Raw genomic sequence first — 26,604 nt, 5'->3', positions numbered from 1 at the left:
CCCGTTGGCCTGTGCATGGAAGACTGCATTCGCGAAGGGGTTCGTCGGTGCGGCCGCGTGGGTGGCGCGCGGCCCGTCGATTATAGAGCCGCGCCGTGGCCGACAATATCCGCGACGCGGGCGGGCACGGACTTCATTCGAGCGGCGGCGGCTCGATGCCCGGCGCCATCAATGTGCCGATTTGCGCGGGGCTGAACGGCGGGCGCGGCGCGGCCGCCGGCCAACCGAAGTACAGATTCGCCGCCGCGCCGCAGATTCTTCCCTGGCAGGCGCCCATGCCGCAGCGGGTGTGCAGCTTGGCATCGCGCCAGTCCGCGCAGTGGCGCGCCGCGCCGACGCTCACGTCCTCGCAGCGGCACAGCAGCGTGGTGTCGGCAGGCGGCGTGCGCGCGGCGTCCTGCAAGGCGAAGGCGGCTTCGACGCGCCGGCCGAAGCGGCGCCAGCGCGCTCGCCGCGCATGCAGCGCGTCCAGAGGGGCGCGCTCCGTGGCCGCGCCGCCGCTCGCCGCCAGACCGGCGATCTCACCTTCCACACCGGCCAGTTCCGCGCCGCCAATCCCGGTACATTCCCCCGCCGCGAACACATTGTCGACCGACGTTCGCTGCCCGCCGTCGACGACGATCTCGCCCGCGTCGTTGACCGCGCAGCCGAGCGCCTGGCCGAACGTGATGTTCGGCACCAGTCCATAGCCGCACGCGACACGGTCGCAATCGAGCGTCACGTCCCGCGCGCCGCGCCGGACGGTCACCCGCTGCACGCGGCCATCGCCCCGCGCCTCCCGCACGATGCTGCCGGTCCAGTAACGCACGCCCGCGAAACCGCGTGTCATGGCGATCGCCTGCCGCAACTTCGCGGGTTCGGTCAGCAGCGAAGCGCCGAAGCGCGCAACCTCGAACGCCGACGCCTGCTCGACCACCGCGACCACCCGCGCGCCGGCCTTGCGCGCTGTAGCAAGCGCGGCAATCAGCAATGGACCGCTGCCGGCAATCACGATCCGATCGCCGCGCACCGGCATCCCGCCTTTGATAAGCGCCTGCAATGCGCCCGCGCCGGTCACGCCCGTCAAGGTCCAGCCCGCGAACGGCAGCAGTCGCTCGCGCGCGCCGGTCGCGAGAATCAAGCGCTCGTAGGTGATGCACACGCCGCCCTGTCCGGCCGATTCGAGCAGCAGACCGCAGAGCCCAAGCGGCGCGATCACGCGAGTCGACGGCCAGTGCGTGACATTGCTGCACTGGTGCAATGCATCGAGCAGCGCGGACAGCGGCGGTTGCGGCGCATGCCCCGGACCTTGACGCCAGATCTGGCCGCCGGCGCGTGGATTGTCGTCGAGCAGCGCGACGGTGGCGCCCGCGCGCGCGGCGGCATGCGCGGCACGCAAGCCGGCCGGCCCGCTGCCGACCACGACGACGGCGAAGTGTCGCGTCATCGCGGGTCCGCCGGGTCGCAGGCTTGCACGGTCTGGCCTTCGCGGCACAGCGTCTGACAGGCCAGAGCGTGCGCCCGGCCGTCGATCGTCACCCGACATTCCTGGCACACGCCCATACCGCAAAACGCGCTGCGCGTGTCGCCTTGCACCGATCGCCGCGTGCCGCCGACGCCCGCGATCACCAGCGCCGCGGCCACGGTCGTGCCGGCTTGGACAGCGATGTCGCGGCCGTTTATCGTCACGTGGATGCGCACCGCGTCAAGACTGCTCATGGGCCACCTGTTCAGCGAAACGGACCGGCAGATACGGCTCGACCGGGATCGGCGGCGCGGCACTCGCCATTATCTGCGCGGCGAGCAGTTTGGCTGTGGCGAGCGAGGTCGTCACGCCCAACCCTTCATGGCCGACCGCGAGCCACACGCCTGGCGCGAACTCGCCGGCTGGACCGATCAGCGGCAGTCCGTCCGGCGACGCCGCGCGAAAGCCGGTCCACGCGCGAATGCCGTTGAGCGTCGGCAGCACCGGCAGATAGCGCGCGGCGCGTTGCAGCATCTGCGCGAGCACGGGCATCTCGACCGCGAGATCGGTGGTGTCGAACTGGCGCGACGAGCCGATCAGCAATTGTCCCGTGGGACGCGGTTGCGCATTGAACGCCACCGAGGTGCCCGGCGCATGATGCGCGCTCTTGATATACCCAAGTTCGAGCAGTTGATGATGGATCAGTCCGGGATAGCGGTCGGTGATCAGCAGATGGCCCTTCTTCGGTTGCAGGGGCAGCGACGGCACGAGTTGCCGCGCGCCCAGACCATTGGCGACGATCACGTGAGCCGCGCCGATGCGCTCGCCGCTGGCCAGCGTGACGCCGCCCACGCCGACCGAAGCGACCGGCGTCATCAGGCGCACGCGGATGTTCGCGGCGTGCGGCGATTGCGTGAGCAGCCATTCGGCAACGGTGGGCGCATACACGATGCTGTCGTGCTCGATGCGCAAACCGCCCGCCAGCGACGCCGCCAATGCCGGTTCGCAGGCGCGCAGTTCGGCCGCGTCCAGCAGCTGCGTGACGACGTTTTGCGCTGCGAACGCCGCCTGCATCGCGCGGGCGGCTTGCCATTCTTCTTCGTCTGCGGCGACCCACAGCGTGCCGCAGCGCGCGAACGCGTCGCGTGCACGCAGTCGCGGCGCAAGTTGCAGCCACAAGTCGCGCGAATAGCGGCTCAGCGCGAATTCCGCCGGCGAGTCGTTCATCACGACGATGTGGCCCATGCCCGCCGCCGTCGCGCCGCCGCCGATGCACTGCGCGTCGAGCACCTCGACGCGCATGCCGAGCGCGGCCAGTTCCGCCGCGCAGGCGGCGCCGACAATCCCCGCCCCGACGATCAACGCATCCGCGCTCATGCCGTGCGAATGCCCCACGCGAACGGATCGCGCTCGTCGAAACAGAGTTGCCCTTGCGCGGTGACATACGCGTGACCGGTGATGGTGGGGATCACGGAGACGCCGTCGCCCGCATGGCGATAGCTCGCTCCGAACACGCTGCCGATGATGCTTTCCTGCCGCCACACCGCGCCTTCGGCCAGCTTGCCGTCGGCCGCGAGACACGCGACTTTCGCGCTCGTGCCGGTGCCGCACGGCGAGCGGTCGTACGCGTTACCGGGACACAGCACGAAGCTGCGGCTGTCGATGCCGTCGCGCGAACCGGGTCCGAAGAGTTCGATGTGGTCGATCAGCGCGCCGTCCGCGCCGGTGATGCGCTGCGCGATCAGCGCATCGCGAATCGCCGAGCTGAACGCGGTCAACCCGGCGATATCCGCCGCATCCAGCGAGCGGCCGTGATCGGCGACGAGAAAAAACCAGTTGCCACCCCAGCCGATATCGCCCGTCAACGCGCCGTAGCCCGGCACGTCGACCCGCACGGCCTCGCGATAACGATAGGCCGGCACGTTGCGCACGGCGACGCTGCTGTCCTCGTTGAGCGTCGCCTCGACCACGCCGACAGGCGTCTCGATCCGGTGACGCCCCGGCCCGATCCGTCCCATATGCGCGAGCGACACGACGAGTCCGATCGTGCCGTGCCCGCACATGCCGAGATAGCCCACATTGTTGAAGAAGATCACGCCGGCCGCGCACGTGGGGTCGTCCGGCTCGCACAGTAGCGCGCCCACCACCACGTCCGAGCCGCGCGGTTCGGTGACGATGCCCGCGCGCCAGTCGTCGAAGCGCGTGCGGAATACGTCGAGCCGTTGCGCGAGCGTGCCGCCGCCGAGATCCGGGCCGCCTGCCACCACGAGGCGGGTGGGTTCACCGCCGGTGTGCGAGTCGATGATGTTCAAGGTTTTCATGACGCCCATGGTAGGAACGGCGAGCCTCGGGGTCTTGGTGCGCGTGCGCGTGGATTGTGACGATTTCGGCATAGTCGGGCGTTAAAATTGACGCGGGCTTCGCGCAGGAAATCGGCACGCGGCACATAGGTTCAACACGCGCGCGCCATGATCCCGCACACGCTTGCATGAGTGCGATCGCTCAGCTTCAATAGATCGCACCTGCTGTGGCGAATGCGCTGTCTGCCACCTTTCAGCAACGTTGCGCGCTGCCTGGCTATGCTGAAATCGTCATCCACCGCGCGCGATTCGCGCAAGACGTCGACATTTTCCCTGCTTACACTGCGCTACGACACATCACACTCAGGAGAGCATTCGTGGCGCATATCTGGGAAGGCGTATTGCCCGCAGTCACCACCAAGTTTCACGCGGATTTCAGCATAGACCGTGCATGGACCGGCAAGAATATCGAAGCGCAGATCGACGCGGGTGTGGACGGCATCATCGTGTGCGGTTCACTGGGTGAAGCGTCGACTTTGTCGCTCGACGAAAAGCTGCAGGTGCTCGACATCGCGGTCGACGCCGCGCGCGGCCGTGTGCCGGTCCTGTTGACGATCGCCGAAAACAGCACGCTCGACGCCTGCCGTCAGGCCGAAGCCGGCAGCAAGCACGGTGCGGCCGGCTACATGGTCCTGCCGGGGCTGCGCTATCTGTCTGACCGGCGCGAAACGCTCAACCATTTCCGCAGCGTCGCGCACGCAAGCGCTCTGCCGTTGATGATCTACAACAATCCGCTCGCCTATGGCGTCGACATGACGCCCGACATGTTCGCGGAAATCGCCGATGAGAAGAAGATTGTCGCGATCAAGGAATCATGCGGCGACGTGCGGCGCGTGACGGATCTGATCAACGCGGTCGGCGACCGTTTCGCGATTCTGTGCGGGGTCGACAATCTCGCGATGGAAGCGATGCTGATGGGCGCGCATGGCTGGGTGGCAGGTCTGGTGTGCGCGTTTCCGCGCGAGACGGTGGTGATCTACAAGCTGCTGAAGGCGGGACGCCTTGAGGAAGCCCGCGCGATTTACCGCTGGTTCGCGCCGCTGCTGGCGCTCGACGTGTCGCCGAAGCTCGTGCAGAACATCAAGCTGGCCGAAGCGATCGTCGGCCTGGGCACGGAGCCGGTGCGGCCCCCGCGTCTGCCGCTGGTCGGCGAAGAGCGCAAGGCGGCGGAGGCATTGATCCGTCGCGCGATCGAAACGCGGCCGGCGCTGCCGCCCATTTGACGTGGCGGCCGAGGCGGAGCAGGCGGCCGTGACTTCAGGCCGCCTGCTTCTGCGCATCGTCGACGGACCGCTCGACTGCTTCGTCCTGGCGCAGATGCAGCAGCCGGTAGCCGCTCTTGTAAACCGGCTGCAGCCGGAATTCGTTTTGCGGTTCGATTTCGAGCAGCAAGCGCAGCCGCGACACGTGGCTGTCGATCGTGCGGGTGAATTCGCGGAACTCGCGGCCCCACACCATCGCGAAGATGTGGTCGCGCGACATCACGCGGCCGATGTTGGAAAAGAACAGCGCGGCGAGCCGGTACTGCGTGCTGGATAGCGACACCGGCTCGCCGCGTAGCAGCACGAGCTGACGGCGAGTGTCGAAGTGGTACGGCCCGACCTCGAAGCTCGAAGAATCGGAGCGCGCCGGGTACGCACGCCGCAACAGCGCCGCGATGCGCTCGCGAAACTCAGCGGCGCGCAACGGCAACCCGACGTAGTCATCCGCGCCGGTGACGAACGCGCGCACCATGCTCTCCTCCGACGTGTCGTGCGACGCGAACACGACCGGCAAGCGATCGCCGCCGACCCCTCGCACCGACCGCAGCACGTCGGCGCCGGACAGACGTGTGCCCTGCCAGTCCAGCACCAGCAGATCCGCGGTGGAACGGGCGAGCGCCTTCGACATGGCGAGACCGTCGTCGTAAGCCATGCAGGTGTGGCGCGGTGCTGATGCTGTCGGCCGGCATGCTCGGCGACCGCTTCGGCGCGCGCCGCATGTACGCGGCCGGAATCGTGCTGTTCGCGCTCGCGTCGCTCGCCTGCGGCCTCGCGTTCAACGCCGCGATGCTGGTCGCCGCGCGCGCGGTGCAGGGCGTCGGCGCCGCGGCGATGCTGCCGAACTCGCTGGCGCTGCTCAATCAGTCGTATGGACACGATCCCAAACTGCGAGCGCGCGCGGTCGGTCTATGGACCGCCGCGGGCGCGATTGCAATCGCGGCGGGGCCGGTGGCCGGTGGCCTGCTGATCGCGGCGTTCGACTGGCGCAGCATCTTTCTCGTCAACCTGCCAATTTGTGCGGCCGGCCTGCTGGCGACGCTGCTCTGGGTGCCGCAGCCCAGGACCGCGCTTCAAGACCCGCAAACCGCGGGCGATGCAAGCGCGAACGGGAGCGCCGCAGCAAGCCCGAGCGGCATCGACCTGGGTGGCCAGTGTCTTGCGATCGTCGCGCTGACCGCCTTCGTCGCGGCGGTGATCGAATGGCGGCCGCTGGGACTCGGCCACCCGCTAGTGGCCGGCGGCTTCGTGCTCGCGCTGCTCGCCGCGTGCGCGTTCATCGTCGTCGAAGCGCGCGTCGCGTCGCCGATGCTGCCGCTCCCGCTCTTCAGAAAGCGCACTTTCAGCGCGGCGGTGCTGTTCGGCATCTGCGTGAATCTGACTTACTACGGCATGGTGTTCGTGCTGAGTCTTTACTTGCAGCGCGTGCGCGGCTATACGCCGTTACAGGCGGGACTCGCGTTTTTGCCGTTGACGGGCGGCTTCCTGCTGTCGAACGTCGCGAGTGGCTGGGTGGTCGGCCGCTTCGGCGTGCGCGTCCCGATGATTCTCGGCGCGATCTCCGCCGGACTCGGCTACGGCCTGCTGCATTGGGTCGATGCCGCGACGCCGCTCATCGGCCTGCTGGTGCCGTTCCTGCTGATTCCATCGGGCATGGGTCTGGCCGTGCCTGCGATGACCACCGCCGTGCTCGCGTCGACCGAAGCGCAGCGCGCGGGCACCGCGTCGGCGGTGTTGAATACGGCGCGGCAAGCCGGTGGCGCGGTGGGCGTGGCAGCCTTCGGCGCGCTGGCCAGCGGCGCAGCGGCCGCGCACATCGTCGCGGGGATGCAGGCGGCGAGCGCGATCTCAGTCGGTCTGCTGGCGTTGGGCGGCGTGTTGAGCTGCTTCGTGCATCCGCAGCCGCATGCTTCGGCGCCGGGCTCGCGCGAGAACAGGCGCGACGCGGGCGCGACACGCGTCGGCGAATCAAGGTGAGGGGCGCGCGAGGTCGTACGCGTAAAAAATAACCCCGCGATGCTTGCGCACACGGGGTCTGTAGCGGCTAGCGTAGCGCCGGCGAGTGTCAGCGGCGGACAGCGCCCGCCGACACTACATCATTCACAGCGAGGCTTCCTGAATCACGCCGGTGTCGATCGCGCGTTCGATCAGACCTTCGCCTTGCGCCTTGGCGATCGCGTCCGCGATCAACTTCTCCGGCTCCTCGATTTCGGCCTTGATCGTGCTGATGAGCCCCGACGCGTCCAGAATCACGAGTGTCTTAGCCGAATCGGCCAGGCTGATGATCACGCGATGCGGCGTAGGTCCCTCGCCGAGACTGGCGCACAACTGCGTGACCTTGCCACCGATGGTTTGCTCGAAAGTTTGGATCATTGTGTGCTCCCTTGGTTACAGCCAGAATCGAAAGCGGCATGCACCGCATCAACGCCCGAGGCCGCCGCGTGGCGCGCGCGCGCCGTCGACGCTGAGGCGGCCCGCGCCGGTCACGAACAGCAGCAGGAAGCCGCCGGCGATACCGATGTTCTTCCAGAAATGGATTACCGTGTTTTGTTGCAAGGCGGGATCGACGACGTTCCAGAAGTCGTGGCCCAGCACCGCCGCCGCCACCGTATAGACGGCCATCAGGATCGCGAGCGGGCGCACCTTGAAGCCGACGATCAGCAACAGACCGCCGAGCGCTTCGACGGCGGTTGCAATCGGCGCGGCAACCTGAACGAACGGCACGCCCTTCGAATGCAGGTAGCCGACAAAGCCCGCATAGCCCAGCAGCTTCATCACACCGCTCCACAGAAACAGCACGGCAAGGGCGATACGTGCGATGAAGATGATGCCGGAATCGACGGGACGCGTCATGAGGGGCTCCTGTAAATGAATAAGCAGCAGACCCGGCCGGGCCGGCGCAGTTCCCTACTGTGCAACTGAGAATATGTGCAACGGCTGCCTTTTCCAAGCACGGACGGGACGCCAGTACAACGGCGCGCCAGCCGTGCATGGACGTCCGCTTCGGTTCCGCTCGTGGCTGGTGCGGACCTTGCCGCTTCGCTAGGCGCGGGGATATGTGGCGACTTCGATCAGATTGCCGTCCGGATCGCGGCAATAGACCGAGGTCATCTTGCCCCGCGCACCGTCGCGCTCCACCGGACCCGCCTCGATGGCCACGCCCTCGGCAAGCCAGTGCGCCTCGACTTCGGCCGGGCTCGCGGTGGTGACGAAGCACAGATCCGCGCTGCCGGGCGCCGGCTCGCGCGCGGTGAACCACGCAACCGTATCGGCGGTTGCCGGACGCAGGTTGATCTTCTGATTGCCATAGGTCATCGCCACGCGTGTGCCGGTGCGCGACGCGAATTCGGTGCGTTGCATGCCGAGCATGCGCGCGTACCAGGCCGCGCTGGCTTCCACGTCGGCGACGTTCAGAACGAGATGATCGAGTGTGTCTATCGAGAAGCTCATGGGTCGTGTCACCGTGATGGGATGTGAAGAGCCTGGGTGAATCGGCTCGACTCGCTACCTGCATGCGCAAGCAAAGCCAACGGGGACGCAGCTTCGCCGCGTGCTCTCACGAGCTATGAACGCGGCGCATCGGGCGCCAGCAACACGCCTTTCGTGAACACGAAGCAACCATAGCCTCGCTCCTCGCCGGTCGCGATCACGCAATACGCTTTGCGGGCCCGCTCATAAAAAGCAAATCGCTCGATCGAAGCAAACGGCACCTCGCGCCCTTCCGCCGTGTTGACCTCGGCTTGCGCTTCGCGCTGCACCGCCGGAATCGTATGCGGCTCGCCCACTACCTCCATGCGCGACGCCGGTTGTTCGATGAAGGTATCCAGCGGCATCACCGACAGCACCGCGCGCACCGCGCGCGGCGCACTCACGCCGTCGAGATGGAGCAGCTTGCCGAGCACGGTGTCCTGCGCAATCGACGTGCCTGGGAAGTTGGCGTCGCAAATGACGAGTTCGTCGCCATGGCCCATCGAGCGCAGCGCATGAAGGATGTCGGCGTTCAGCAGCGGGTCCAGATTCTTCAGCACGGTGTCTCCTTGTCCGGTTGATCCCGATCGACGGCTCGCCGTCTGGGTTGGGGTAGCGCAATGCGAGCGCGCCGGCGTTCAGGTTCGGGCAGGCCCGCAAGACGCCGGCTTGACGGTAGCGCCAGGACGCGCCGCCGCATCGCATTGCGACGGTCGATTGTAGCAAGCAACGTCGAGCACATCCGTGCAGGGCGGCTGCATGCGGCGGGACATCATCGCCGCGCCGGCGCATGGTCCGCCGGCGCGATGCATCGTCGCGCGGCTCCGCGGCGCGGGGTGCGCGGCTGCGATGCCGCCGCAGCGCCACCGCAGCCAGCCGACCATCGCCAGCAGCACGAGCCCCGCGCCGCCCAGCACCGGCTCGCGCCAGCCCAGCAACGCGATGAACATGAACGCCCGCGCGCCGGCGAGCAGCGCGAAGCCGGCGATGATACCTGTCAGCGCGTCGAGCGCCGCCGACACGCGCGCGAAGGCGATGGCGGTTTGAAGAGGCGTCCGGGCAATGGGCTCGTGCATGATCGTCTCCGTGAGATAAGCGCGTGGGTCAGGCGCCCTCAGGCACCTGGTCAAGGAAGCCCGTGACCGCCTGAAGGCGGCCGTGCGGATCCACCACGCCGAAGTCCGAACCTTTGACGATCGCGTCGCCCGCGGGCGTGGCCAGCTCCCATGAAAAGCGCAGCCGGTCCGCGAAGCCGTCGACCTGAGTCGTGCGGCGAAACGTGTGCGCCGGGAAGCGCTCATGCACCGCGCGGATCATCGCGTCGATGCCGTCGTGGCCCGCGCCGGCAAGCAGCGGGTCGCGATAGTCGGCGTCGGCGGTCCACGTCGCGGCAATCAACTCGCGACGGCGCGCGCCATCGGTCTCGTTCCAGGCGTCGAAATAACGGTCGATGAGATCGGTATGGGCATTCATCTCAACACTCCTTGATTGGCATCACTGAGCACTACGCTCGGCATACGCGTCGTATGCGGCGGGCTCGGAGTGAAGATTGGCGGCTCGAACGCGCAACGTCGATTACGTCGCAGGTAAGCATTCGAATGCGCGGCCACGACGAGACGCGAGGTCGGCCGCCCTGTGCGCGTCGCCGGATTAGCCATCTGGCCGAATCGTCAGGAACTCCGCCGGCCGCTAACCTCATGGGACCAATGGGAGCTGCGCGGCGCGGGCGCGGGCGCGGCATGGGTCGCAATGAAACGGGAGTGCGGCGGCTAGTCGCTTTATTGATATGGCTTTTACACTTGCAGATAGGTATCCACAAGGATACAATCACAAACAGATCGGAACACCTCCTGTGTACACGGTCAACCGCACCGAGGTGTTCGATAACTGGCTTGCGGAACTCGCGGGTCTGCGAGCGAGGGCGAAAATCCTCGTGCGCATCCGGCGTGCGGAACGAGGGCATTTCGGCGACGTGAAGTTGCTGGAGGACGGTGTGTCCGAGATGCGCATAGATTGCGGTCCCGGCTATCGGGTCTACTTCGCGCGCGAAGGGCACACGGTGTATCTGCTGCTCTGCGGTGGCAACAAGTCCACGCAGCCGGCGGATATCAAGCATGCCAAAACTATGTGGTCAGCAATCAGAGAGGGATGGTCATGAGCAAGATCAAGACGGCACGGTTCGACGCAGCGCACTACCTCGACAGCGAGGAAATGATTGCTGAATATCTCAACGCAGCGCTCGAAGAAGGCGACGCCGACGTCCTGCTTGCCGCGATCGCAGACATCGCAAAAGCACGCGGCATCGCGAAGGTCGCGGCAGACGCCGGACTCGGGCGCGAAAGCCTCTATAAAACGCTCGCGCCCGGCTCCAAACCGCGCATGGACACGGTGTTCAAACTGCTACGCGCGCTCGGCGTCAAACTTAACGCAGTGCCGGAAGGTGTCGCGGCCGCATGATTCGTGCTGGCGATCGTCGCCGGGGGACGCAACTGCATATGCTCTTGCCCTGATGCTTCCGGCTATTCGTAGGAGTCGGCGGGGTTTTCCATTACCCACCAGGTAATGGATCGCCCACACGCTTTGGCTATCATCGGGTGCATGAACACACTCTCTCTTGCGCAAACAGGCGCTTCGCCTACGCCAGCGGCCAGTCGAACGGTCGGCGACTTGCTGCGTGAATGGCGGCAGCGTCGAAGAATGAGCCAGTTGCTACTCGCCACTGAAGCCGATATCTCGACCCGGCATCTGAGCTTCGTCGAATCGGGCCGCGCGCTGCCCAGCCGGGAGATGGTCATGCATCTTGCCGAACGGCTCGAAGTGCCACTGCGGGCGCGCAATACGCTACTGGTTGCGGCAGGCTATGCGCCGCTGTTCCGCGAGCGTCCGCTGTCAGATCCGCAATTGGCCGCCGCGCGCGAGGCAGTCGAGCTTGTGCTCAAAGGACACGAGCCCTACCCCGCACTGGCGATCGACCGGCACTGGACCATCGTCGCGTCAAACAGCGCGCTAGCGCCGCTGCTAACGGGCGCCAGTCCTGAGTTGCTGAAGCCGCCGGTCAATGCGCTGCGCCTGAGCTTGCATCCGGAAGGGATCGCGGCGTCGATCGTCAACTGGCATGCGTGGCGGGAGCACGTGCTGGCCCGGCTCCAGCGGCAAATCGACGTGAGCGGCGACGGGACGTTGAGCGCACTGCGTGACGAACTCGCTGCGTATCCCGCGCCTGCGGGCGCGGACGCGGCCGACAATGACGAAGCCGCCGCCAATCAGATTGCCGTGCCGTTGAGGTTGCGCACGCCGATCGGCGTGCTGTCGTTTTTCAGCACCACTACGGTGTTCGGCACGCCGGTGGACGTCACGCTGTCGGAACTTGCGATCGAAGCGTTTTTCCCGGCCGATCAACCAACCGCGGCGGCATTGCGGGAGTTTGCCGAAAGCCAACGCGTGGAGCCTGAACGATAGCTCGTTGCACGGCCTTGACCCAAAGCCGGAAAAGCGAGGCGAGCACGAACATCGCGCGCTCGGCCGTTATCCCCTCAGCCGTCATTTATTTTCGCCGACGCCCCACGCAGAGAGAGACCTTGAACAACGCCGCCCTGCTCATCCGTCAACTCGGCCCCGCCGATCGGGACGCCTATTTCCAGCTTCGCCTTCGAGGATTGAAAGCGCATCCCGAACTGTTCGGCCAAAGTTACGAGGAAGCGCTCGCAAAAGGCCCCGCGCAACACGACACGATCTTGCAGGGCTTGCATGCGGCCGAAGGGGACTTTCTGCTCGGCGCTTACATATCGGCCGACGCACCACTGATCGGCGTAGTCGGGCTAGCGCGCAACCAGCGCGATAGGGAGCGACACAAGGCTTCGGTCATCGGCATGTATGTCACGCCGGAAGCCACGGGCCGTGGCGTTGGGCGCGCGCTGCTCAACGAGTTGCTGACGCGGGCGGCACGCGTCGACGGTTTACGGCAGCTCCAGCTGATGGTGGACAGCCGCAACGAGGCGGCGCGCAAACTCTACGAGTCGTTTGGCTTTCGTAAATATGGTTGCGAAGTCGAGGGGCTGAATGTCGACGGCGTGTTTCACGATACCGATCTGATGATGCGGTTCATCTAGCCGATGGAGACAGCGTGCGCGCGAGGCGTCGTTCAAGCTCCGACGACCGGAAAGCAGTGACTACGGAGCCCGTGCCGGCGTGCGTCCGCGCGCTTGGGTGCCGACGGTAACGCGGGCGGCGAAGCTCAATCCTGGCGCTAGTGCCAAAGCCGTTGCCATACAAATAAGTAAAAAAACGCGCAGCGCCTCTCGCTCCCCGACCGATATCTCGTCAGCAGCCCCTCGCCCTCGCCGTCCAGTACTCCCGCTGTTCCACGGCCGCCAACCCAGCCCCGACGCCCGAAACGCGATCCATGTATACTTTTTTGGTTCCGTTTCTCCGCCACACCAACCCCAATCCGTCTCCCGGCCGCCTTCGGGCGCCTTAGATCCCCAGTTTGTCAGTCAACTCACCCATGTCCGATCTTTCCACTCCGCTTCCACGTGTGCCGCGCCGTTTCGACGTCAATCCGAAGCCCCTCGGCGCCGCGCTCGTTCTGATCGCGCTCGGCGCGATCTATCTGGCGCAAACCGTCAGTGGCCGTCAGGCGGCGCTCTATGTCGTCGGCGCCCTCTTGGGGATGTCGCTTTATCACGCGGCGTTCGGCTTCACTTCGGCCTGGCGGGTCTTTATCGCCGACGGCCGCGGCGCCGGCCTGCGCGCGCAGATGCTGATGCTCGCGCTCGGCGTGCTGTTGTTTTTCCCGGCGCTCGCCGCCGGCTCGCTGTTCGGCCAGCCGGTGGTCGGGCTCGTCGCGCCGGCCGGCACGTCGGTGCTGGTCGGGGCTTTCATGTTCGGCATCGGCATGCAGCTGGGTGGCGGCTGCGCGTCCGGCACGCTGTACACGGTGGGTGGCGGTAGCACCCGCATGCTCGTCACGCTGGCGGCGTTCGTCGTCGGCTCGGTCGTCGCGACTGCGCACATGCCGTTCTGGACCGCGTTGCCGTCGCTCAAACCACTTTCGATGGTGACGACGCTCGGCGCCGGCTGGGCCATCGCCCTGAACCTGGTGGTTTTCGCGGCCATCGCGGCGCTCACGGTGCTGGTCGAACGGCGCCGCCACGGCCGCCTGGTCAATGAGCCGGCCCGTCAGCCGCACTCGTCGCCGTGGCTGCACGGCCCGTGGCCGCTGTTTGTCGGCGCGATAGCGCTGGTCTTGCTCAATTTTGCGACGCTGGCGCTGTCGGGCCGTCCGTGGGGCGTGACCTCGGCGTTCGCGCTGTGGGGCGCCAAGATCTTCGCCGCGCTTGGAATCGACGTGGCTAGTTGGCCGTATTGGGCCGCACACGCTAACGCGGGTTCGCTGGCAGCCCCTGTTACACATGACGTCACGTCGGTGATGGATTTCGGCATCGTCCTCGGCGCCATGACGGCTGCGGCGCTTGCCGGCCGTTACGCGCCGGTCTGGAAGGTGCCGGCGCGCTCGCTGATCGCGGCGGTGGTCGGCGGTCTGATGCTGGGCTACGGCGCCCGGCTGGCTTATGGTTGTAACATCGGCGCCTACTTTAGCGGCATCGTCTCAGGCAGCCTGCACGGATGGTTGTGGCTGGTCGCCGCTTTTGCCGGCAATGTGCTCGGCACGCGTCTGCGGCCGGCGTTCGGCCTCGAAGTGGAACGCGTTCGCCAGACGGGTTGCTGAAAGCGCAGAAATCGTTACAAATGCGCCTCGGTTTGTAACCGGGGCTGCACCATCTCGTTACATCTCAGATTCGTCCCCAAAAGCGTATCAGAAGCAGGTATTTATTACGTGCCTTTGCTCGCGCTTTCTTTCTCCTTTCCAATTCAAGCGGCGTTTCCCGACGCACAGCCGGTTGCGATTCTTTGTTCAGATAATTTAGTCAAACGCCCGTGTTACAAAGGATCTCAACGGTCAGACGAAAATCCGGAACGGCAAAAAATTCGCTAAGCATCGCCTATTGCAATGGCGTGAAATAATTACCGAAAAATGATGTATCTTTTTGAGATATTTTTTTGAGAAGGGATTGATTTCTTGTTTTACCCTTCATACAATTCGATCCAAGCTGTTACGAAATGTAACGCGATGTATCAAAAGGTCGCCATCTGTATCAGATGGTGACATGTAGCCGGAGGTCTGCGTTTCCGGCGAGGCACAAAAGACATAACGGCAAAAAAGCCGACATAGTAATTCGGGGCTTCGGAAACACAGAAAATGGACCGTAGCAGCGAGACGCTGGATTCAATCCGCGAGATTAACTTGTCTTACATCATGCTTGCGCAGCGCATGTTGCGTGAGGACAAACCGGTCGGGATGTTCCGCCTGGGACTGTCGTCGGAACTGGCTGATTTGCTTGCCGGGCTGTCGCTCGCGCAGATCGTCAAGCTGGCCGCTTCCGATCAGCTTTTGTGCTTCTTCCGCTTCAACGACCACTCGATGTTGTCGGCGTTGACGCAAACGACGAAGCATGCGGCGGTTGCACCGACTCACGCGGCGATCCTGCTTGCAGGCCAGCCCGCTGAGCAGTTTGCTTAATCAAGGTGACTGCGATGCTCAAGCGTAGCCTGACGGAAGACGCACAAGAAGTATTCCGTGCAATCGCGCTGATCGAACTCGGCGCACGCATGCAGGTGCTCGAAAGCGAATTGACGCTCTCGCGCGATCGCATGATCCGCCTGTATCGCGAGGTCAAGGGCGTATCGCCCCCCAAGGGCATGCTGCCGTTCTCGGCGGACTGGTATATGACGTGGCTGGCGAACATCCACGCGTCGTTGTTCTACAACACGTACCTGTTCCTGAAGAACGAAGCGCGCTGCTCGCATCTGGACGCGCTGACCAAAGGGTATCGGCTATATCTGGAACATTGCCAGCACAGCGAAACCGAACCGGTGCTGGACTTGACGCGCGCGTGGACGCTGGTGCGTTTCTTCGACGCCGACATTCTGCAGTTGACCAAGTGCTGCCGTTGCACCGGCAAGTTCGTCGCGCACAAGCACGATTTGCAGCACAACGTGGTGTGCGGCGCTTGCCAGCCGCCCTCGCGCGCAGGCAAGACGAAGAAGGCCGCGGCCGCTCGCCAGGAAGCGCTCGAAGCCGCGCAGGTCGCGCAGGCCGCGTGAAGTAAGTTGAATCGTCGAGGGCTGGTCCGGCCCGATTCGAAGCCCTGAAAAATCCGCACACTGTGCGGATTTTTTTTCGCCATTGCGCGACCGGATCAGCCGGCCAATCCCACTGTCTGCACCACGAGCCAAAGATTAGCCGCACTGATCGCACCGAACAAAGACCAGGCAAGGAGTCGCGTCGGCAGCCTGTTGGCGAATTCGCCCATCAACGCGCGGTCGTTGGTCATGCGAATCAGCGGATAGAGCGCGAACGGCAGTTGCAGGCTCAGCACGACCTGGCTTGCGACCAGCAATTGACCGACCGCGCCGTTGCCGAGCATCCGCACGCCGATCAACGCGGGGATCAACGCCAGGGCCCGCGTGATGAAACGCCGCTGCCAGCACGGAATCTTCATCTTCAGGAAGCCTTCCATGATGACCTGCCCCGCCACCGTGCCGGTGAACGTCGAGCTTTGCCCCGACGCGAGCAGCGTGATCGCGAACAGCACCGCCGCGAAACCGGTGCCGACGATCGGCGCGAGCAGCCGGTACGCGTCTTCGATCTGGGTCACCTGGGTGTGGCCCGTCGCATGAAAAGCCGCGGCGGCGAGAATCAGGATCGCCATGTTGATCAGCAGCGCGAGCACGAGCGACGCGATGGTGTCGATCCGCGACATGCTGATGGCCGAACGGATGCCGGCCGAGTCGCGCTTCACCGCCCGAGTCTGCACGATCGACGAATGCAGATACAGGTTGTGCGGCATCACCGTAGCGCCGAGGATGCCGATCGCCAGATACATGGGCTCGCGCGAACTCAGCGCCTGCCACGACGGAATCAACCCCTGCGCGACGGACGGCCAATGCGGCTTCACCAGTGCCAGCTCGATGATGTAGCCCACGCCGATCGTCGCGACCAGGCCGAGCATGATGGCTTCGAGATCGCGGAAATTCTTGCCCTTCAGGCCGAGTACGATCAACGTGTCGAACGCGGTCAGCAGCACGCCGGTGGTCAGCGAGCAATTGAAGAGCAGATGGAACGCGAGCGCGCCGCCGAGCACTTCGGCGAGGTCGCAGGCGACGATCGACAACTCCGCGAGCAGCCATTGCACGCGCGCCACGCCTGGCGAATAACGCGCGCTCGACAATTGCGCAAGGTCGCGCCCGGTGGCAATGCCCAGACGCATGCTCAGACATTGCAGCGCCATCGCCGCGAGACTCGACAGCAGCACGACGAACAGCAGGCTGTAGCCATAACGCGAACCAGCCTCGATCGCGGTGGCCCAGTTGCCCGGGTCCATGTAGCCGATTGAAACCAGCAGGCCAGGCCCCGCGAATTGCAGGATCTTCTTCCAGAACGGTGCGCCTTGAGGGACCGCAACCGAGCCCTGCACCTCGGATGGGCAAAACGGCGCCGTAGCGGTGGTCGGTAGTTTGAACGGCAATCCGGGAATCTCTTGAAGGGGATAAACCGCGACGCTTTGTAAAGGAGGCGAAAGGCCGTCGCGAACCGCCTCAAGTGTACAAAGAAACCTCGGGCAATGTGCCGCGCAAGTTAGCCGGCCTAGGAACGCGTGAGCAGCTCCGCACCCGCGATCCATTGTTTTTCCTGTGCGGCGCCACCGCCTTCGAGATCGCGCTGCGCGGCGCTCGCACGCAAGATCGCGCACCACCGGCGCGGCGGATGCCTCACGCATTCGCAACGCGTCGGGTCGACGAGGTTCGCTCTGCGATGTCCAGGTGACGAAGTTGGATGAGCGGCAAATGGGTGAGGCTCGCGCGGCCACGAGGCTCTCGACGAACCAATCGCGAACTGTGCGGCGCCCGTTTCAAAAGTCGCATCACAAGTGCCAATGCCGACGCGCAAGATCCGTCATACTCGCGCCGGTTCTTCCCGCAAAAATTATTCTGGACTCCGATCATTACGCGCGCCGCGTAAGCCGCCGCGCGAAGCGGTCGCCGACGAACCGCACCGCCGTCACGATCATGTCCAGCAACACAATCATCGTCGCCATGACGGTCGTGTCGAAACGCTGATAACCGTTGCCCGCCCATCGCCTGCGCGGCTTCGATCGACCCACGATCCATTTCACGCAAACTCACTTCCGCGATGCGCGAAAAAAGGAATCGCCGCATGCGGTGCGAATCATCATAGAGGGCAGCAATCCGCTGGTCGACGAACGCATTTTCGAAAGGAAGGCGCGAAAAACGATCTGGACGAAAAAACGCCGGGTGCGCTATCGCGCGACCCGGCGTTCATTACGGCGTCGATGAGCCACTCGGTTACCGCTTCGCCACCTGCTGCGGTGAAGCCGAAGCCGAAGCCGCATCCGGCGCGACCGCCCCGACCGCCGTCTCCGGGGTCTTCGCGTCACCCCAGCCGCCGCCCAGCGCGCGAATCAGATTCACCGTCGCGACGGCCTGCGTGCCCGACAGATGGCTCGCCTGCAATTGCGAAATCAGCACCTGCCGCTCGCCGTCGATCACATCCAGATAGCTGACCGCGCCCTCCGTATACTGCGTGCGCGACAGATGCGCCGCCCGTTGCGAGGCATTGACCGCGTCGTTCTGCTCACGCATCTGATCGTCGAGCAGACGCAGATCGGCCAGGTTGTCCTCGACTTCGCGGAACGCCACCAGCACCTGCTGACGATACTGCGCGACGTCCTCGTCATACTTCGAACGCGCTTGCGCGAGGTTCGCCTTGCGACGCCCGCCGTCGAACAGAGGAACTGTCAGCGCGGTGCCGGCAAACGGACCGAGAATGAACGCGCGGCTCGACCACATGAACAGATCGCCGAGCGTCGCCGATTCAAAGCCGAAAGCACCGGTGATATCGAGCTTCGGGAAGAACGCCGACTTCGCGAGACCGACACGCGCATTCGCCGCCGCCATCGCGCGCTCGGCCGCCGATACATCCGGCCGCCGTTCGAGCAACGCCGAAGGCAAGCCGGGCGGCACACGCACCGTGACCGGCACGAGCGGCGCTTCCGCGAACGAGAAGTCCGCGGGCGGCTTGCCGAGCAGAATCGCGAGACTATGCTCGGACGCCGCGCGCTGACGCGCGACGCCGACCGCATCGGCACGCGCGCTCGCGAGTTCGTTGCGTGAGCGCGAAACATCCAGCTCGCCGATATCGCCTTCCCTGAAACGCCGCTCGACCAGCTTCAGCGTGTCTTCGCGCAATTCGACGGTACGGCGGTACAGCTCCTGATCCGTATCGAGCTCGCGCAACTGGAAGTAGTTCTGCGCGACGTCGGCCTGCAGCGACAGTTGCACCGAACGGAACAGTGCTTCGCTTTGCTGCTCGTCCGCGCGCGACGCGTTCACGTTCGAACTGACCCGTCCGAACAGATCCGCCTCATACGACGCGCCGACCTGCGCGCGCCAGATCGTGCCCGTCGTGCCGCCCGCGCTGTCCGGCTGGAATTGCGAGGCCGCCGACGCTCGCTCGCGCGTCGGGCCAAAGCCCGCGTCGAGTTTCGGGAACCAGTCGGACTTCGCCGCCTGGGTCACCGCGCGCGCCTGCTGCACGCGCGCCGCTGCTGCCTTCAGGTCCTGATTCGCGGCGGCCGCCTGCTCCTCGAGCGCGTTGAGTTGCGCGTCGCCGAAAATCGTCCACCATTGACCTCGATGCGCGTCGTCGGCGGGCTGGGCCTCCTTCCACGTGCCGGTGTCCTGTGCGGAAGGCGCGGACGCCGCCGAGGTCGCCGTTGCAACGGGCGCTTCCTTGAACGCGGCCGGCGTGTCCACTTCCGGCCGGTTATACGTGGGCTCGACCGAGCATGCGGCGAGCAGTGCCACCAGCAAACTACTGACGGCCGCCCGGCCCCATCGGCCTGAAAATTCAAAGCGTTTCATTATTGTTTTCTCCTCAGGCGTCCGTCACCGGCGCGCCGTAGTGCGGCGAATCCTTCTGTGCGACATGGATCGTTCCGCCCGCCATCGTGCGCAGCACCACATAGAACACCGGCGTGAGCATCAGGCCGAACAGCGTGACACCGAGCATCCCGAAGAACACCGCGATACCCATTGCGTGACGCATTTCCGAACCGGCTCCGCTCGACAGCACCAGCGGCACCACACCCATGATGAACGCGATCGACGTCATCAGAATCGGCCGCAGACGCAGACGGCTCGCCTCGATTGCCGCCGACAGCGGCGTATGCCCGTCGTGCTCCAGTTCGCGCGCAAACTCGACGATCAGAATCGCGTTCTTCGCCGACAACCCCACCAGCACCATCAACCCGATCTGCGTGAAGATGTTGTTGTCGCCACCCGTGAGCCACACGCCGGTCAGCGCGGACAGTACGCTCATCGGTACGATCAGGATCACCGCGAGCGGCAGTGTCAGGCTTTCATACAGCGCGGCAAGCACGAGGAACACGAGCAGCACGCTGATCGGGAACACCCACATGCCCGCATTGCCGGCCAGAATCTGCTGATACGTCAGATCGGTCCATTCGAGCTTCACGCCGTGCGGCAGCACTTCAGCAGCCACGCGTTCGGCTGCGGCCTGCGCCTGACCCGACGAGAAGCCCGGCGCCGGTCCGCCGTTGATGTCGGCTGCCGTGTAGCCGTTGTAACGCACCACCATTTCCGGGCCATACGTCGGCGTCACCGTCACCAGCGACGACAACGGCACCATGTCGCCCGCTGCATTGCGCGTCTTCAGTTGCAGGATGTCGTCGGCGCGTTGACGGAACGGCGCGTCCGCCTGCACCCGCACCTGATACACGCGGCCGAAGCGGTTGAAGTCGTTCACATACAGCGAGCCGAGATAGATCTGCATCGTGTTGAACACGTCCGTGACCGGCACGCCGAGTTGCTTGGCCTTCACGCGGTCCAGGTCGACGTTCAGTTGCGGCACGTTGATCTGATAGCTGGAGAAGGTGGGCCCGAGTTCAGGCGTTTGCGCCGCGCGCTTCACGAACGCTTCCGCCGCCTTGTTCAACTCCGCGTAACCGAGCGCGCCGTGATCTTCCAGCTGCATCTTGAAGCCGCCGAGCGTACCGAGACCGAGCACAGGTGGTGGCGGAAACACCGCAACGAACGAATCCTTGATCGCGCCGTACTGCTGGTTCAGCGCACCGGCAATCGCACCGGCTGAAAGCTTCTTGTCGCCACGCTCCTTAAAGGGCTTGAGCGTCACGAACACGATGCCCGCGCTCGAACTATTCGTGAAGCCATTCACCGACAAACCGGGGAACGCCACCGCGCTTTCCACGCCCGGCTGCTTCAGCGCAATCGCGCTCATGTCGCGAATCACTTTTTCCGTGCGGTCCAGCGATGCGCCGTTCGGCAACTGCGCGAACGCAATCAGATACTCCTTGTCCTGCGCCGGCACGAAGCCGCCCGGCACCACGCGCGAGATCAGCACGGTTGCGCCCAGCAGGATTGCGTACACCGCGAGCATCGCGCCCTTGCGGCGCAGCACGCCCTTCACGCCGCGGCCATAGGCGGTCGAGCCACGATGAAAGACCTTGTTGAAGCGCTTGAAGAAGCCGCCCAGCAGACGGTTCATCACACGCGTCAGGAAGTCTTCCTTCGCGCCGTGGCTGCGCAACAGCAGCGCGGACAAGGCCGGCGACAAAGTCAGCGAGTTGAACGCCGAGATCACCGTCGAGATCGCAATGGTCATCGCGAACTGCTTGTAGAACTGCCCGGTGAGGCCGGTCATGAACGCGAGCGGCACGAACACCGCGACCAGCGTCAGCGCAATCGCGATGATCGGCCCGCTCACTTCCTGCATCGCCTTGTACGTCGCATCGCGCGCACTCAGCCCGTTCTCGATGTTCCGCTCGACGTTCTCCACCACCACGATCGCATCGTCCACCACGATCCCGATTGCGAGCACCATGCCGAACAACGACAACGCGTTGATCGAAAAGCCGAACGCGAGCAGCAGCGAGAAGGTCCCGACAATCGACACCGGCACCGCGATCAACGGAATGATCGACGCGCGCCACGTCTGCAGGAACACGATCACGACGATCACCACCAGCGCGATCGCTTCGAGCAGCGTATGCACGACCGCTTCGATACTCGAGCGCACGAACTGCGTCGGGTCGTAGACGATCCGGTACTCGACGCCCGCCGGCATGTCCTCGGCCAGCTCCTTCATCGCCGCGCGCACCTGATCGGAAATCGCCAGCGAGTTCGCACCCGGCGCCTGATTGATCGCGAGCGCTACCGCCGGCTTGTTGTCGAGCAACGAACGCAAGCCGTATTCCGACGCCGCGAGTTCGACACGCGCGATCTCACGCAGATAGGTCACGCCGCCGTCCGGTGCGGTCTTGACGATGATGTCGCCGAATTCGCCCTCGGTCTTCAAACGGCCGCGCGCATTGACCGACAACTGCAACTGCGTGCCCGGCACCGAAGGCGATGCGCCGATCACACCGGCCGCCACCTGGATGTTCTGCTCACGGATCGCATTGACCACTTCGGTCGCCGTCAAACCGCGCTGCGCGACTTTCTGCGGATCGAGCCACACGCGCATCGCGTAGTCGCCCGAACCCCACAGCTGCACTTCGCCGACGCCCTGAATCCGCGCGAGCCGGTCTTTGACGTTCAGCAGTGCGTAGTTGCGCAGATACGTCATGTCGTAGCGATTGTTCGGCGAGATCAGGTGAACCACCATCGTCAGCGTCGGCGAACTCTTGATGGTCGTGACGCCGAGCCGTTGCACGTCTTCCGGCAAGCGCGGCAGCGCCTGGTTCACGCGGTTCTGCACCAGTTGCGTCGCGAGGTCCGGATTGGTGCCGAGCTTGAAGGTCACCGTGAGCGTGAGGTTGCCATCGCTATTGGCTTGCGACTGCATGTACAGCATGTTCTCGACGCCGTTGATCTGCTCTTCGAGCGGTGAAGCGACCGCCTCGGCGATCACCTTCGGATTCGCGCCCGGATACTGCGCGTGCACCACCACCGACGGCGGCACGACTTCCGGGTACTCCGAGATGGGCAGCTTGAAGAGCGAAATGATGCCCCCCAGCAGGATCAATACCGATAGCACGCCGGCAAAGATCGGCCGATCAATGAAGAATTTGGATATGTTCATGGGAAGCTCTTAACGTTGGAGCAAGCGCCGCGCTAACGTGCCGCGGCGCACGGGGCTCACGAATTCTTGTCGGCCTTCGCGCGGGTTTGTGCGAGCGGCGCGCTGTTCGGGTCCTGGTCGGTCGTCATCGGCACCATGTGCGCGCGCACCGTGTCGCCTGGACGCACGCGCTGAATGCCGTTAACGACGATGCGGTCGCCCGCCTTCAGCCCGTCCTTGACGACACGCAGGTTGCCCTGCATGCCGCCCACCGACACTTCGCGATACACGACGTGATTGCCCTGATCGACCACCAGCACGAACTTCTTGTCCTGATCGGTGCCGACCGCCGCGTCGTCGATCAGCAGCGCCGGATGCGGCGCGCTGCCGCCCACCTTCACGCGCGCGTACAAACCGGGAATCAACGCACCATCCTCGTTATCGAAACGCGCGCGCACGCGGATCGTGCCCGACGACGTGTCGAGCCGGTTATCGACCGATTCGATCGTGCCGCTGCGCGAGTAGCCGCTTTCGTCCGCGAGACCCAGTTCCACCGGCACCTTGCTGCCGTCTTTCGCGCGGCTCAGGTATTGCAGGTAGGTCTGTTCGTCCGCGTCGAACGATGCGTAGATCGGCGACACCGACACGAGCGTGGTCAGCGGCGCCGAGCTTGCGCCCGCCGACACCACGTTGCCCACGGTGATTTCAGCGCGCGACACGCGGCCCGCCACTTGCGCTACGATCTTCGTGTAGCCGAGATTGATGCGCGCGGTTTCCAGCGCGGCTTGCGCGGCCTTCAGGTTGGCGCTGGCTTCGCGCGCGGCGTTCTGCTTCTCGTCGTAGTCGCGCTTGGCGATCGCGTTGTCGCCGATCAGGCGTTGCGCGCGCTCCCAGTCGCTTTGCGTGTAACCGGTGCGCGCCTGCGCGGCCGCGAGCTGCGCTTCGGCGCGATCCACTTCGGCCGCATACGGGCGCGGATCGATCACGAACAGCGTGTCGCCCTTCTTCACGAGCGCGCCGTCCTTGAAGTTGACCGACACGATGGTGCCCGGCACCTGCGAACGCACGTCCACCTTTTCGACTGCTTCGAGGCGGCCCGAATAGCTCTGCCAGTCGGTGATCGTTTTTTGCACCACGCTGGCGACATCGACTTCCGGCACGATGGTCGGCGCGGCCGGTGAGCTTGCATCCACGCGAATCGCGCCGAAGGTGCCGAGCCCGGCCACCACGATGACGACTAATGCGCCGATCGCCAGACGGCGACGGGAAAGAGGAAGGATGGTCATGTGAAGCTCCCGGTATCGTTGATTAAGTTTTTGTTTATCGATGAGCGCGCGCATCGAAGCGCCACTGAAAAAATCGCACTGCTTCCTGCAAAGCGGGCGGATGATCGGCGAGCGCGGCGTGCGAGACGCTCGGATAGCGGACCACCTGGGTCTGCACGCCCGCGTCGATCAGACTGCTCGCGTATTTCTCCGCTTCCACATGCAGCACGTCGTTTTGCGCGGTCGCGATCAGCGTGGCCGGCAGGCCCGCAAGCCGCGACGATTCGAGCGGCGCCGCATACGGATGCATGCGTTGCGACGCTTGCGGCAGATACGCGCGATAACACGCCGCGCACTCACTTGCCGTAATGTCCGAACCCAAACGCTTTTCGTCGCCCAGACGCGTGAGGCTCGGGTCGAGCATCGGCCCGAACAGCGCCTGCGCGGCAATCTGAACGTCGCCGCGGTCCCGCGCGATGAACGCGAGGCAGTTGGCCAACTGCCCGCCCGCATCGTGGCCGGCCACGCCGACCTTTCTGCTATTGCCGCCAAACGCACGCGCCCGCGTTTGCACCCACAGTGCCGCACGATGTGCGTCTTCGGGCGCGGCGGGAAACGGAAACCGGGGCGCCAGCGAATAACCCACCGATACGACGAGCGCCGGTAAGTGTTCTGCGAAATAACGGGCGGCGAAGTCGGCCTGATCGATCGAGCCCTTCGTAAAGCCGCCGCCGTGGAAATAAAGCAGTACTGGCAATGCGGTCTTTTTCAATTGCCGGTACAAGCGCAACGTGATGTCCTGAGCGTGCCCTTCGATCTGCACGTCAGTGACTTCGAGTGCCGTGCTGTCTGCCTCTGCCGGGCCGCTGCCAAGGGCCACAAAGGAGTACGGCGGTTTAAATGCATCCATGTCGAGCCGCGCAATGCGCATAGAACTTCAATGGTGCGAATTGTGGGTTCGGCAGAGTCGTAAATAAATGCCTATAATCCGGCAACACAATTCGGTGCCCCTGAACAATCGGAAACGCACCAAATTAGATGGCTAGCAACAGCCAACCTGTTTGAGTTCAATAGCTGCGGCACGGACCATCAGCGAAGCGAGCCTGGCCGCACTCCTGGCTGCCGACAAGGGCCGCACCGCTCGCGACGGCAGAGGATCGGCGGGCAGGCGGCATGCGGGCAGTGTTTCGGTGCACCTCCGGTACCGTTACCTTTAGGACGGTGAACGCCGCGAAGCTGCGCTTGCTGCATGGCCGCGTAAAACGCTCGACAAGGTCCGTCAGACGTTTGCGGAAAATGCGGTTGCGTGTGTCACGAACCGTCACCACTCAGATAAAACTGAAACAAGCACAGGTCAAGCGTCAGCTCTCTGAGGAAGCTTGCTGTTTGGATCATGCTCGCCACGATGGCCCGTATCAACGAAATCTGCGCCGTACCTTGGACAAACCTTGACCTGCATGTTGGCACATGGTTTATTCCGGCAGACCAATCGAAAGGTCGCCGCGAGCACATGAGTTACCTCTCCGATTTTGCTTGTAGCTTTCTTCGAGACTTACATACGATGACCGGCCATACGCAGTGGCTGCTGCCGGGGAAAGGCGATAAGTCAGTTACAACCGATGTCGTACGGGGGCCAATAATCTCCGGCAATCTATCAATGGAATGGCAGATACGCCCCGCCGCTTCAGACGCAACGGCTGCATCGCCCTGCTGGCTGACGGCTGCTGGACTCCTCATGGCCGCCGTGGCACTGGCGCTACTTCTATGCTTACGCTTGGCGTTCCGCACGCTACGGTTGAACGTTGCCTCAATCATGCAACCGATGGGCAAGCAGGCGCGAACCAATTGAATCCCGTACTCCTGCGTGCATACCACGAATACCACTACGCCAAGAAAAGAGGCCATGCCTCGCAGCGCCTCTCGCCGCATCCGAGACACTTCATTTGGCTCGCTCCCTTACTGTCCAGACGATCAGTCGATTGGGTCCAGCGTAAAGTTCATGTATTGCTTGATGTCGGGCTGCCCCAAGGCAATCAGGCTGAGCATCCCGCCTCCAAGCCGACGCGCGAACGCGTCGTCAAGCCTGAAATTATGCTCGTCCATCAGGATTGGCACTTTTAACGTCCCATCCACAACTGGGGCCAGTTTAGCCCGATCCACAGCTTGCACCGCAAACTCCTGACGGTCTTCTAAATAGGTTAGAACCACAGAATATGGTGGATGTTTAGCCATTAATATCCTCTGCACGGTTGGTAGATTTGGAATGCCTTCTGCTTACCCGGCGTGGCGCCAGACTGTGCGTAAAGCGAGAAGCAGTCGCCGCGTGCACGATTGATAATCCTGGAATGCGTGCTGTTTTCACATCGCGACGCCCCGCTCGATCATGTCAAAAGCTTCAGAGAGACAGGGCAGGAACTGCAACCCCGCCGTGTCAATCGGATACCCTGTGGTCCCGCACAAACAGCTTTGCACCGAGCGATTCTTCAAGCAGCTTGATCTGTCCGCTCACTGCGCCCTGAATAACGCACGGAGCATTGATCGCACGGTTGAAGCTCAGGTGTCGGGCCATCTCTTCGAAGAAACGCAACCCGATAAGGGACCGCAATCGCCGCATAGGTCGCCACTG

At 64.3% G+C, this 26,604-nt stretch carries 26 protein-coding genes and 3 pseudogenes; 10 read left to right on the top strand and 19 right to left on the bottom strand.

Going from position 1 to position 26,604, the window contains the following annotated elements:
- Nucleotides 1-133 precede the first annotated feature (133 nt).
- The 4 genes from P0D89_RS06250 to P0D89_RS06235 are packed head-to-tail and all read right to left on the bottom strand — an operon-like array spanning nucleotide 134 to nucleotide 3,774.
- Nucleotides 134-1,426, bottom strand: coding sequence for an FAD-dependent oxidoreductase (locus tag P0D89_RS06250; protein ID WP_408355689.1), 1,293 nt, complete (start codon nucleotides 1,424-1,426; stop codon nucleotides 134-136).
- Nucleotides 1,423-1,698, bottom strand: a complete 276-nt coding sequence (locus P0D89_RS06245) for a 2Fe-2S iron-sulfur cluster-binding protein (protein ID WP_408355691.1) — start codon at nucleotides 1,696-1,698, stop codon at nucleotides 1,423-1,425. The genes P0D89_RS06250 and P0D89_RS06245 overlap by 4 nt, the downstream gene beginning before the upstream one ends.
- Nucleotides 1,685-2,821: an NAD(P)/FAD-dependent oxidoreductase gene (locus P0D89_RS06240; RefSeq protein ID WP_408355874.1), complete on the bottom strand. Its 1,137-nt coding sequence runs from the start codon at nucleotides 2,819-2,821 to the stop codon at nucleotides 1,685-1,687. The genes P0D89_RS06245 and P0D89_RS06240 overlap by 14 nt, the downstream gene beginning before the upstream one ends.
- Complete coding sequence (locus P0D89_RS06235) at nucleotides 2,818-3,774, bottom strand: 4-hydroxyproline epimerase (protein ID WP_408355693.1); 957 nt, start codon at nucleotides 3,772-3,774, stop codon at nucleotides 2,818-2,820. The genes P0D89_RS06240 and P0D89_RS06235 overlap by 4 nt, the downstream gene beginning before the upstream one ends.
- Nucleotides 3,775-4,121: 347 nt before the next feature.
- Here P0D89_RS06235 and P0D89_RS06230 point away from each other — a divergent pair, with 347 nt between their 5' ends.
- Nucleotides 4,122-5,027 carry a dihydrodipicolinate synthase family protein gene (locus P0D89_RS06230; RefSeq protein ID WP_408355695.1) on the top strand — a complete coding sequence of 302 codons (906 nt, stop codon included), beginning with the start codon at nucleotides 4,122-4,124 and terminating at the stop codon, nucleotides 5,025-5,027.
- A gap of 34 nt (nucleotides 5,028-5,061) precedes the next feature.
- Here the strand turns inward: P0D89_RS06230 and P0D89_RS06225 are convergent, their stop codons facing one another.
- A complete protein-coding gene (locus tag P0D89_RS06225) occupies nucleotides 5,062-5,718 on the bottom strand; it encodes a response regulator transcription factor (protein ID WP_408355697.1) in 657 nt (218 codons plus the stop codon).
- Between the two features lie 11 nt (nucleotides 5,719-5,729).
- Here P0D89_RS06225 and P0D89_RS06220 point away from each other — a divergent pair.
- Nucleotides 5,730-7,040, top strand: a pseudogene (locus P0D89_RS06220) (MFS transporter); the annotation flags it as partial.
- Nucleotides 7,041-7,163: 123 nt separating this feature from the next.
- On the opposite strand, the gene P0D89_RS06215 reads toward P0D89_RS06220, so the two are convergent.
- The 6 genes from P0D89_RS06215 to P0D89_RS06190 form a co-directional block, all read right to left on the bottom strand.
- Nucleotides 7,164-7,436 carry a hypothetical protein gene (locus P0D89_RS06215; RefSeq protein ID WP_408355699.1) on the bottom strand — a complete coding sequence of 91 codons (273 nt, stop codon included), beginning with the start codon at nucleotides 7,434-7,436 and terminating at the stop codon, nucleotides 7,164-7,166.
- 48 nt (nucleotides 7,437-7,484) lie between these two features.
- Complete coding sequence (locus tag P0D89_RS06210) at nucleotides 7,485-7,916, bottom strand: DoxX family protein (RefSeq protein ID WP_408355701.1); 432 nt, start codon at nucleotides 7,914-7,916, stop codon at nucleotides 7,485-7,487.
- Nucleotides 7,917-8,105: 189 nt separating this feature from the next.
- Nucleotides 8,106-8,513, bottom strand: coding sequence for a VOC family protein (locus P0D89_RS06205; RefSeq protein ID WP_408355703.1), 408 nt, complete (start codon nucleotides 8,511-8,513; stop codon nucleotides 8,106-8,108).
- A 113-nt stretch (nucleotides 8,514-8,626) separates the two neighbouring features.
- Nucleotides 8,627-9,091 (bottom strand): RbsD/FucU family protein, encoded by a 465-nt coding sequence (locus P0D89_RS06200; RefSeq protein WP_408355705.1) that lies wholly within the window; start codon nucleotides 9,089-9,091, stop codon nucleotides 8,627-8,629.
- A gap of 78 nt (nucleotides 9,092-9,169) precedes the next feature.
- The gene (locus tag P0D89_RS06195; protein ID WP_408355707.1) at nucleotides 9,170-9,607 is read right to left on the bottom strand and encodes a hypothetical protein; all 438 of its coding nucleotides are present in this window, start codon (nucleotides 9,605-9,607) and stop codon (nucleotides 9,170-9,172) included.
- 28 nt (nucleotides 9,608-9,635) lie between these two features.
- Nucleotides 9,636-10,004 (bottom strand): nuclear transport factor 2 family protein, encoded by a 369-nt coding sequence (locus P0D89_RS06190; RefSeq protein ID WP_408355709.1) that lies wholly within the window; start codon nucleotides 10,002-10,004, stop codon nucleotides 9,636-9,638.
- Between the two features lie 313 nt (nucleotides 10,005-10,317).
- Here P0D89_RS06190 and P0D89_RS06185 point away from each other — a divergent pair, with 313 nt between their 5' ends.
- From P0D89_RS06185 to flhC, 7 genes are all read left to right on the top strand, one after another.
- Nucleotides 10,318-10,689, top strand: coding sequence for a type II toxin-antitoxin system RelE/ParE family toxin (locus tag P0D89_RS06185; RefSeq protein ID WP_408355711.1), 372 nt, complete (start codon nucleotides 10,318-10,320; stop codon nucleotides 10,687-10,689).
- Nucleotides 10,686-10,988, top strand: a complete 303-nt coding sequence (locus tag P0D89_RS06180) for an addiction module antidote protein (RefSeq protein ID WP_149676623.1) — start codon at nucleotides 10,686-10,688, stop codon at nucleotides 10,986-10,988. Before P0D89_RS06185 ends, P0D89_RS06180 begins: the two co-directional genes overlap by 4 nt.
- Before the next feature lie 141 nt (nucleotides 10,989-11,129).
- Nucleotides 11,130-11,990: a helix-turn-helix domain-containing protein gene (locus P0D89_RS06175; RefSeq protein ID WP_459252669.1), complete on the top strand. Its 861-nt coding sequence runs from the start codon at nucleotides 11,130-11,132 to the stop codon at nucleotides 11,988-11,990.
- A gap of 119 nt (nucleotides 11,991-12,109) precedes the next feature.
- Nucleotides 12,110-12,640, top strand: coding sequence for a GNAT family N-acetyltransferase (locus P0D89_RS06170; RefSeq protein WP_408355716.1), 531 nt, complete (start codon nucleotides 12,110-12,112; stop codon nucleotides 12,638-12,640).
- Between the two features lie 395 nt (nucleotides 12,641-13,035).
- Nucleotides 13,036-14,259, top strand: coding sequence for a YeeE/YedE family protein (locus tag P0D89_RS06165; RefSeq protein WP_408376225.1), 1,224 nt, complete (start codon nucleotides 13,036-13,038; stop codon nucleotides 14,257-14,259).
- Between the two features lie 531 nt (nucleotides 14,260-14,790).
- Nucleotides 14,791-15,111 (top strand): flagellar transcriptional regulator FlhD, encoded by a 321-nt coding sequence (gene flhD, locus P0D89_RS06160; RefSeq protein WP_028194930.1) that lies wholly within the window; start codon nucleotides 14,791-14,793, stop codon nucleotides 15,109-15,111.
- A gap of 14 nt (nucleotides 15,112-15,125) precedes the next feature.
- Nucleotides 15,126-15,695: a flagellar transcriptional regulator FlhC gene (gene flhC / locus P0D89_RS06155; protein ID WP_281001627.1), complete on the top strand. Its 570-nt coding sequence runs from the start codon at nucleotides 15,126-15,128 to the stop codon at nucleotides 15,693-15,695.
- Nucleotides 15,696-15,790: 95 nt separating this feature from the next.
- On the opposite strand, the gene P0D89_RS06150 is transcribed toward flhC, so the two are convergent.
- The 6 genes and pseudogenes from P0D89_RS06150 to P0D89_RS06125 form a co-directional block, all read right to left on the bottom strand.
- A complete protein-coding gene (locus tag P0D89_RS06150) occupies nucleotides 15,791-17,119 on the bottom strand; it encodes an Nramp family divalent metal transporter (protein ID WP_408355720.1) in 1,329 nt (442 codons plus the stop codon).
- A gap of 477 nt (nucleotides 17,120-17,596) precedes the next feature.
- Nucleotides 17,597-17,808, bottom strand: a pseudogene (locus tag P0D89_RS06145) (ABC transporter permease); the annotation flags it as partial.
- Between the two features lie 149 nt (nucleotides 17,809-17,957).
- The gene (locus tag P0D89_RS06140; protein ID WP_408355722.1) at nucleotides 17,958-19,535 is read right to left on the bottom strand and encodes an efflux transporter outer membrane subunit; all 1,578 of its coding nucleotides are present in this window, start codon (nucleotides 19,533-19,535) and stop codon (nucleotides 17,958-17,960) included.
- Between the two features lie 13 nt (nucleotides 19,536-19,548).
- Nucleotides 19,549-22,734 carry an efflux RND transporter permease subunit gene (locus tag P0D89_RS06135; RefSeq protein WP_408355724.1) on the bottom strand — a complete coding sequence of 1,062 codons (3,186 nt, stop codon included), beginning with the start codon at nucleotides 22,732-22,734 and terminating at the stop codon, nucleotides 19,549-19,551.
- Between the two features lie 56 nt (nucleotides 22,735-22,790).
- On the bottom strand, nucleotides 22,791-23,999 hold the full coding sequence (locus P0D89_RS06130; RefSeq protein WP_408355726.1) for an efflux RND transporter periplasmic adaptor subunit: 1,209 nt from the start codon (nucleotides 23,997-23,999) through the stop codon (nucleotides 22,791-22,793).
- Nucleotides 24,000-24,033: 34 nt separating this feature from the next.
- A complete protein-coding gene (locus P0D89_RS06125; RefSeq protein ID WP_408355728.1) occupies nucleotides 24,034-24,888 on the bottom strand; it encodes an alpha/beta hydrolase in 855 nt (284 codons plus the stop codon).
- A gap of 459 nt (nucleotides 24,889-25,347) precedes the next feature.
- Between P0D89_RS06125 and P0D89_RS06120 the strand changes: the two genes are divergently transcribed.
- Nucleotides 25,348-25,827: a tyrosine-type recombinase/integrase gene (locus P0D89_RS06120; RefSeq protein WP_408355876.1), complete on the top strand. Its 480-nt coding sequence runs from the start codon at nucleotides 25,348-25,350 to the stop codon at nucleotides 25,825-25,827.
- 122 nt (nucleotides 25,828-25,949) lie between these two features.
- On the opposite strand, the gene P0D89_RS06115 is transcribed toward P0D89_RS06120, so the two are convergent.
- Together P0D89_RS06115 and P0D89_RS06110 are read right to left on the bottom strand one after the other, a co-directional pair.
- Nucleotides 25,950-26,210: a hypothetical protein gene (locus P0D89_RS06115; RefSeq protein ID WP_408355730.1), complete on the bottom strand. Its 261-nt coding sequence runs from the start codon at nucleotides 26,208-26,210 to the stop codon at nucleotides 25,950-25,952.
- A gap of 138 nt (nucleotides 26,211-26,348) precedes the next feature.
- Nucleotides 26,349-26,592 (bottom strand): annotated as a pseudogene (locus P0D89_RS06110) (LysR family transcriptional regulator); the annotation flags it as partial.
- Nucleotides 26,593-26,604: the final 12 nt, after the last annotated feature.

It is taken from the genome of Paraburkholderia sp. RL18-085-BIA-A (assembly GCF_046027075.1).
Classification (GTDB): Bacteria; Pseudomonadota; Gammaproteobacteria; order Burkholderiales; family Burkholderiaceae; genus Paraburkholderia.
The sequence above is the reverse complement of the archived record's forward strand: the minus strand, read 5'-3'. Positions and strand labels throughout refer to the sequence as shown.

Bases quoted from the DNA above. Each gene is read 5' to 3' on its own strand.
- P0D89_RS06185 (WP_408355711.1), top strand. From the start codon at position 10,318: ATGGCTTTTACACTTGCAGATAGGTATCCACAAGGATACAATCACAAA.
- P0D89_RS06165 (WP_408376225.1), top strand. From the start codon at position 13,036: ATGTCCGATCTTTCCACTCCGCTTCCACGTGTGCCGCGCCGTTTCGAC.
- P0D89_RS06195 (WP_408355707.1), bottom strand. From the start codon at position 9,607: ATGCACGAGCCCATTGCCCGGACGCCTCTTCAAACCGCCATCGCCTTC.
- P0D89_RS06190 (WP_408355709.1), bottom strand. From the start codon at position 10,004: ATGAATGCCCATACCGATCTCATCGACCGTTATTTCGACGCCTGGAAC.
- P0D89_RS06225 (WP_408355697.1), bottom strand. From the start codon at position 5,718: ATGGCTTACGACGACGGTCTCGCCATGTCGAAGGCGCTCGCCCGTTCC.
- P0D89_RS06115 (WP_408355730.1), bottom strand. From the start codon at position 26,210: ATGGCTAAACATCCACCATATTCTGTGGTTCTAACCTATTTAGAAGAC.
- P0D89_RS06205 (WP_408355703.1), bottom strand. From the start codon at position 8,513: ATGAGCTTCTCGATAGACACACTCGATCATCTCGTTCTGAACGTCGCC.
- P0D89_RS06235 (WP_408355693.1), bottom strand. From the start codon at position 3,774: ATGGGCGTCATGAAAACCTTGAACATCATCGACTCGCACACCGGCGGT.
- flhD (WP_028194930.1), top strand. From the start codon at position 14,791: ATGGACCGTAGCAGCGAGACGCTGGATTCAATCCGCGAGATTAACTTG.
- P0D89_RS06215 (WP_408355699.1), bottom strand. From the start codon at position 7,436: ATGATCCAAACTTTCGAGCAAACCATCGGTGGCAAGGTCACGCAGTTG.
- P0D89_RS06180 (WP_149676623.1), top strand. From the start codon at position 10,686: ATGAGCAAGATCAAGACGGCACGGTTCGACGCAGCGCACTACCTCGAC.
- P0D89_RS06250 (WP_408355689.1), bottom strand. From the start codon at position 1,426: ATGACGCGACACTTCGCCGTCGTCGTGGTCGGCAGCGGGCCGGCCGGC.
- P0D89_RS06125 (WP_408355728.1), bottom strand. From the start codon at position 24,888: ATGGATGCATTTAAACCGCCGTACTCCTTTGTGGCCCTTGGCAGCGGC.
- P0D89_RS06140 (WP_408355722.1), bottom strand. From the start codon at position 19,535: ATGAAACGCTTTGAATTTTCAGGCCGATGGGGCCGGGCGGCCGTCAGT.
- P0D89_RS06210 (WP_408355701.1), bottom strand. From the start codon at position 7,916: ATGACGCGTCCCGTCGATTCCGGCATCATCTTCATCGCACGTATCGCC.
- P0D89_RS06175 (WP_459252669.1), top strand. From the start codon at position 11,130: ATGAACACACTCTCTCTTGCGCAAACAGGCGCTTCGCCTACGCCAGCG.
- flhC (WP_281001627.1), top strand. From the start codon at position 15,126: ATGCTCAAGCGTAGCCTGACGGAAGACGCACAAGAAGTATTCCGTGCA.
- P0D89_RS06245 (WP_408355691.1), bottom strand. From the start codon at position 1,698: ATGAGCAGTCTTGACGCGGTGCGCATCCACGTGACGATAAACGGCCGC.
- P0D89_RS06130 (WP_408355726.1), bottom strand. From the start codon at position 23,999: ATGACCATCCTTCCTCTTTCCCGTCGCCGTCTGGCGATCGGCGCATTA.
- P0D89_RS06135 (WP_408355724.1), bottom strand. From the start codon at position 22,734: ATGAACATATCCAAATTCTTCATTGATCGGCCGATCTTTGCCGGCGTG.
- P0D89_RS06240 (WP_408355874.1), bottom strand. From the start codon at position 2,821: ATGAGCGCGGATGCGTTGATCGTCGGGGCGGGGATTGTCGGCGCCGCC.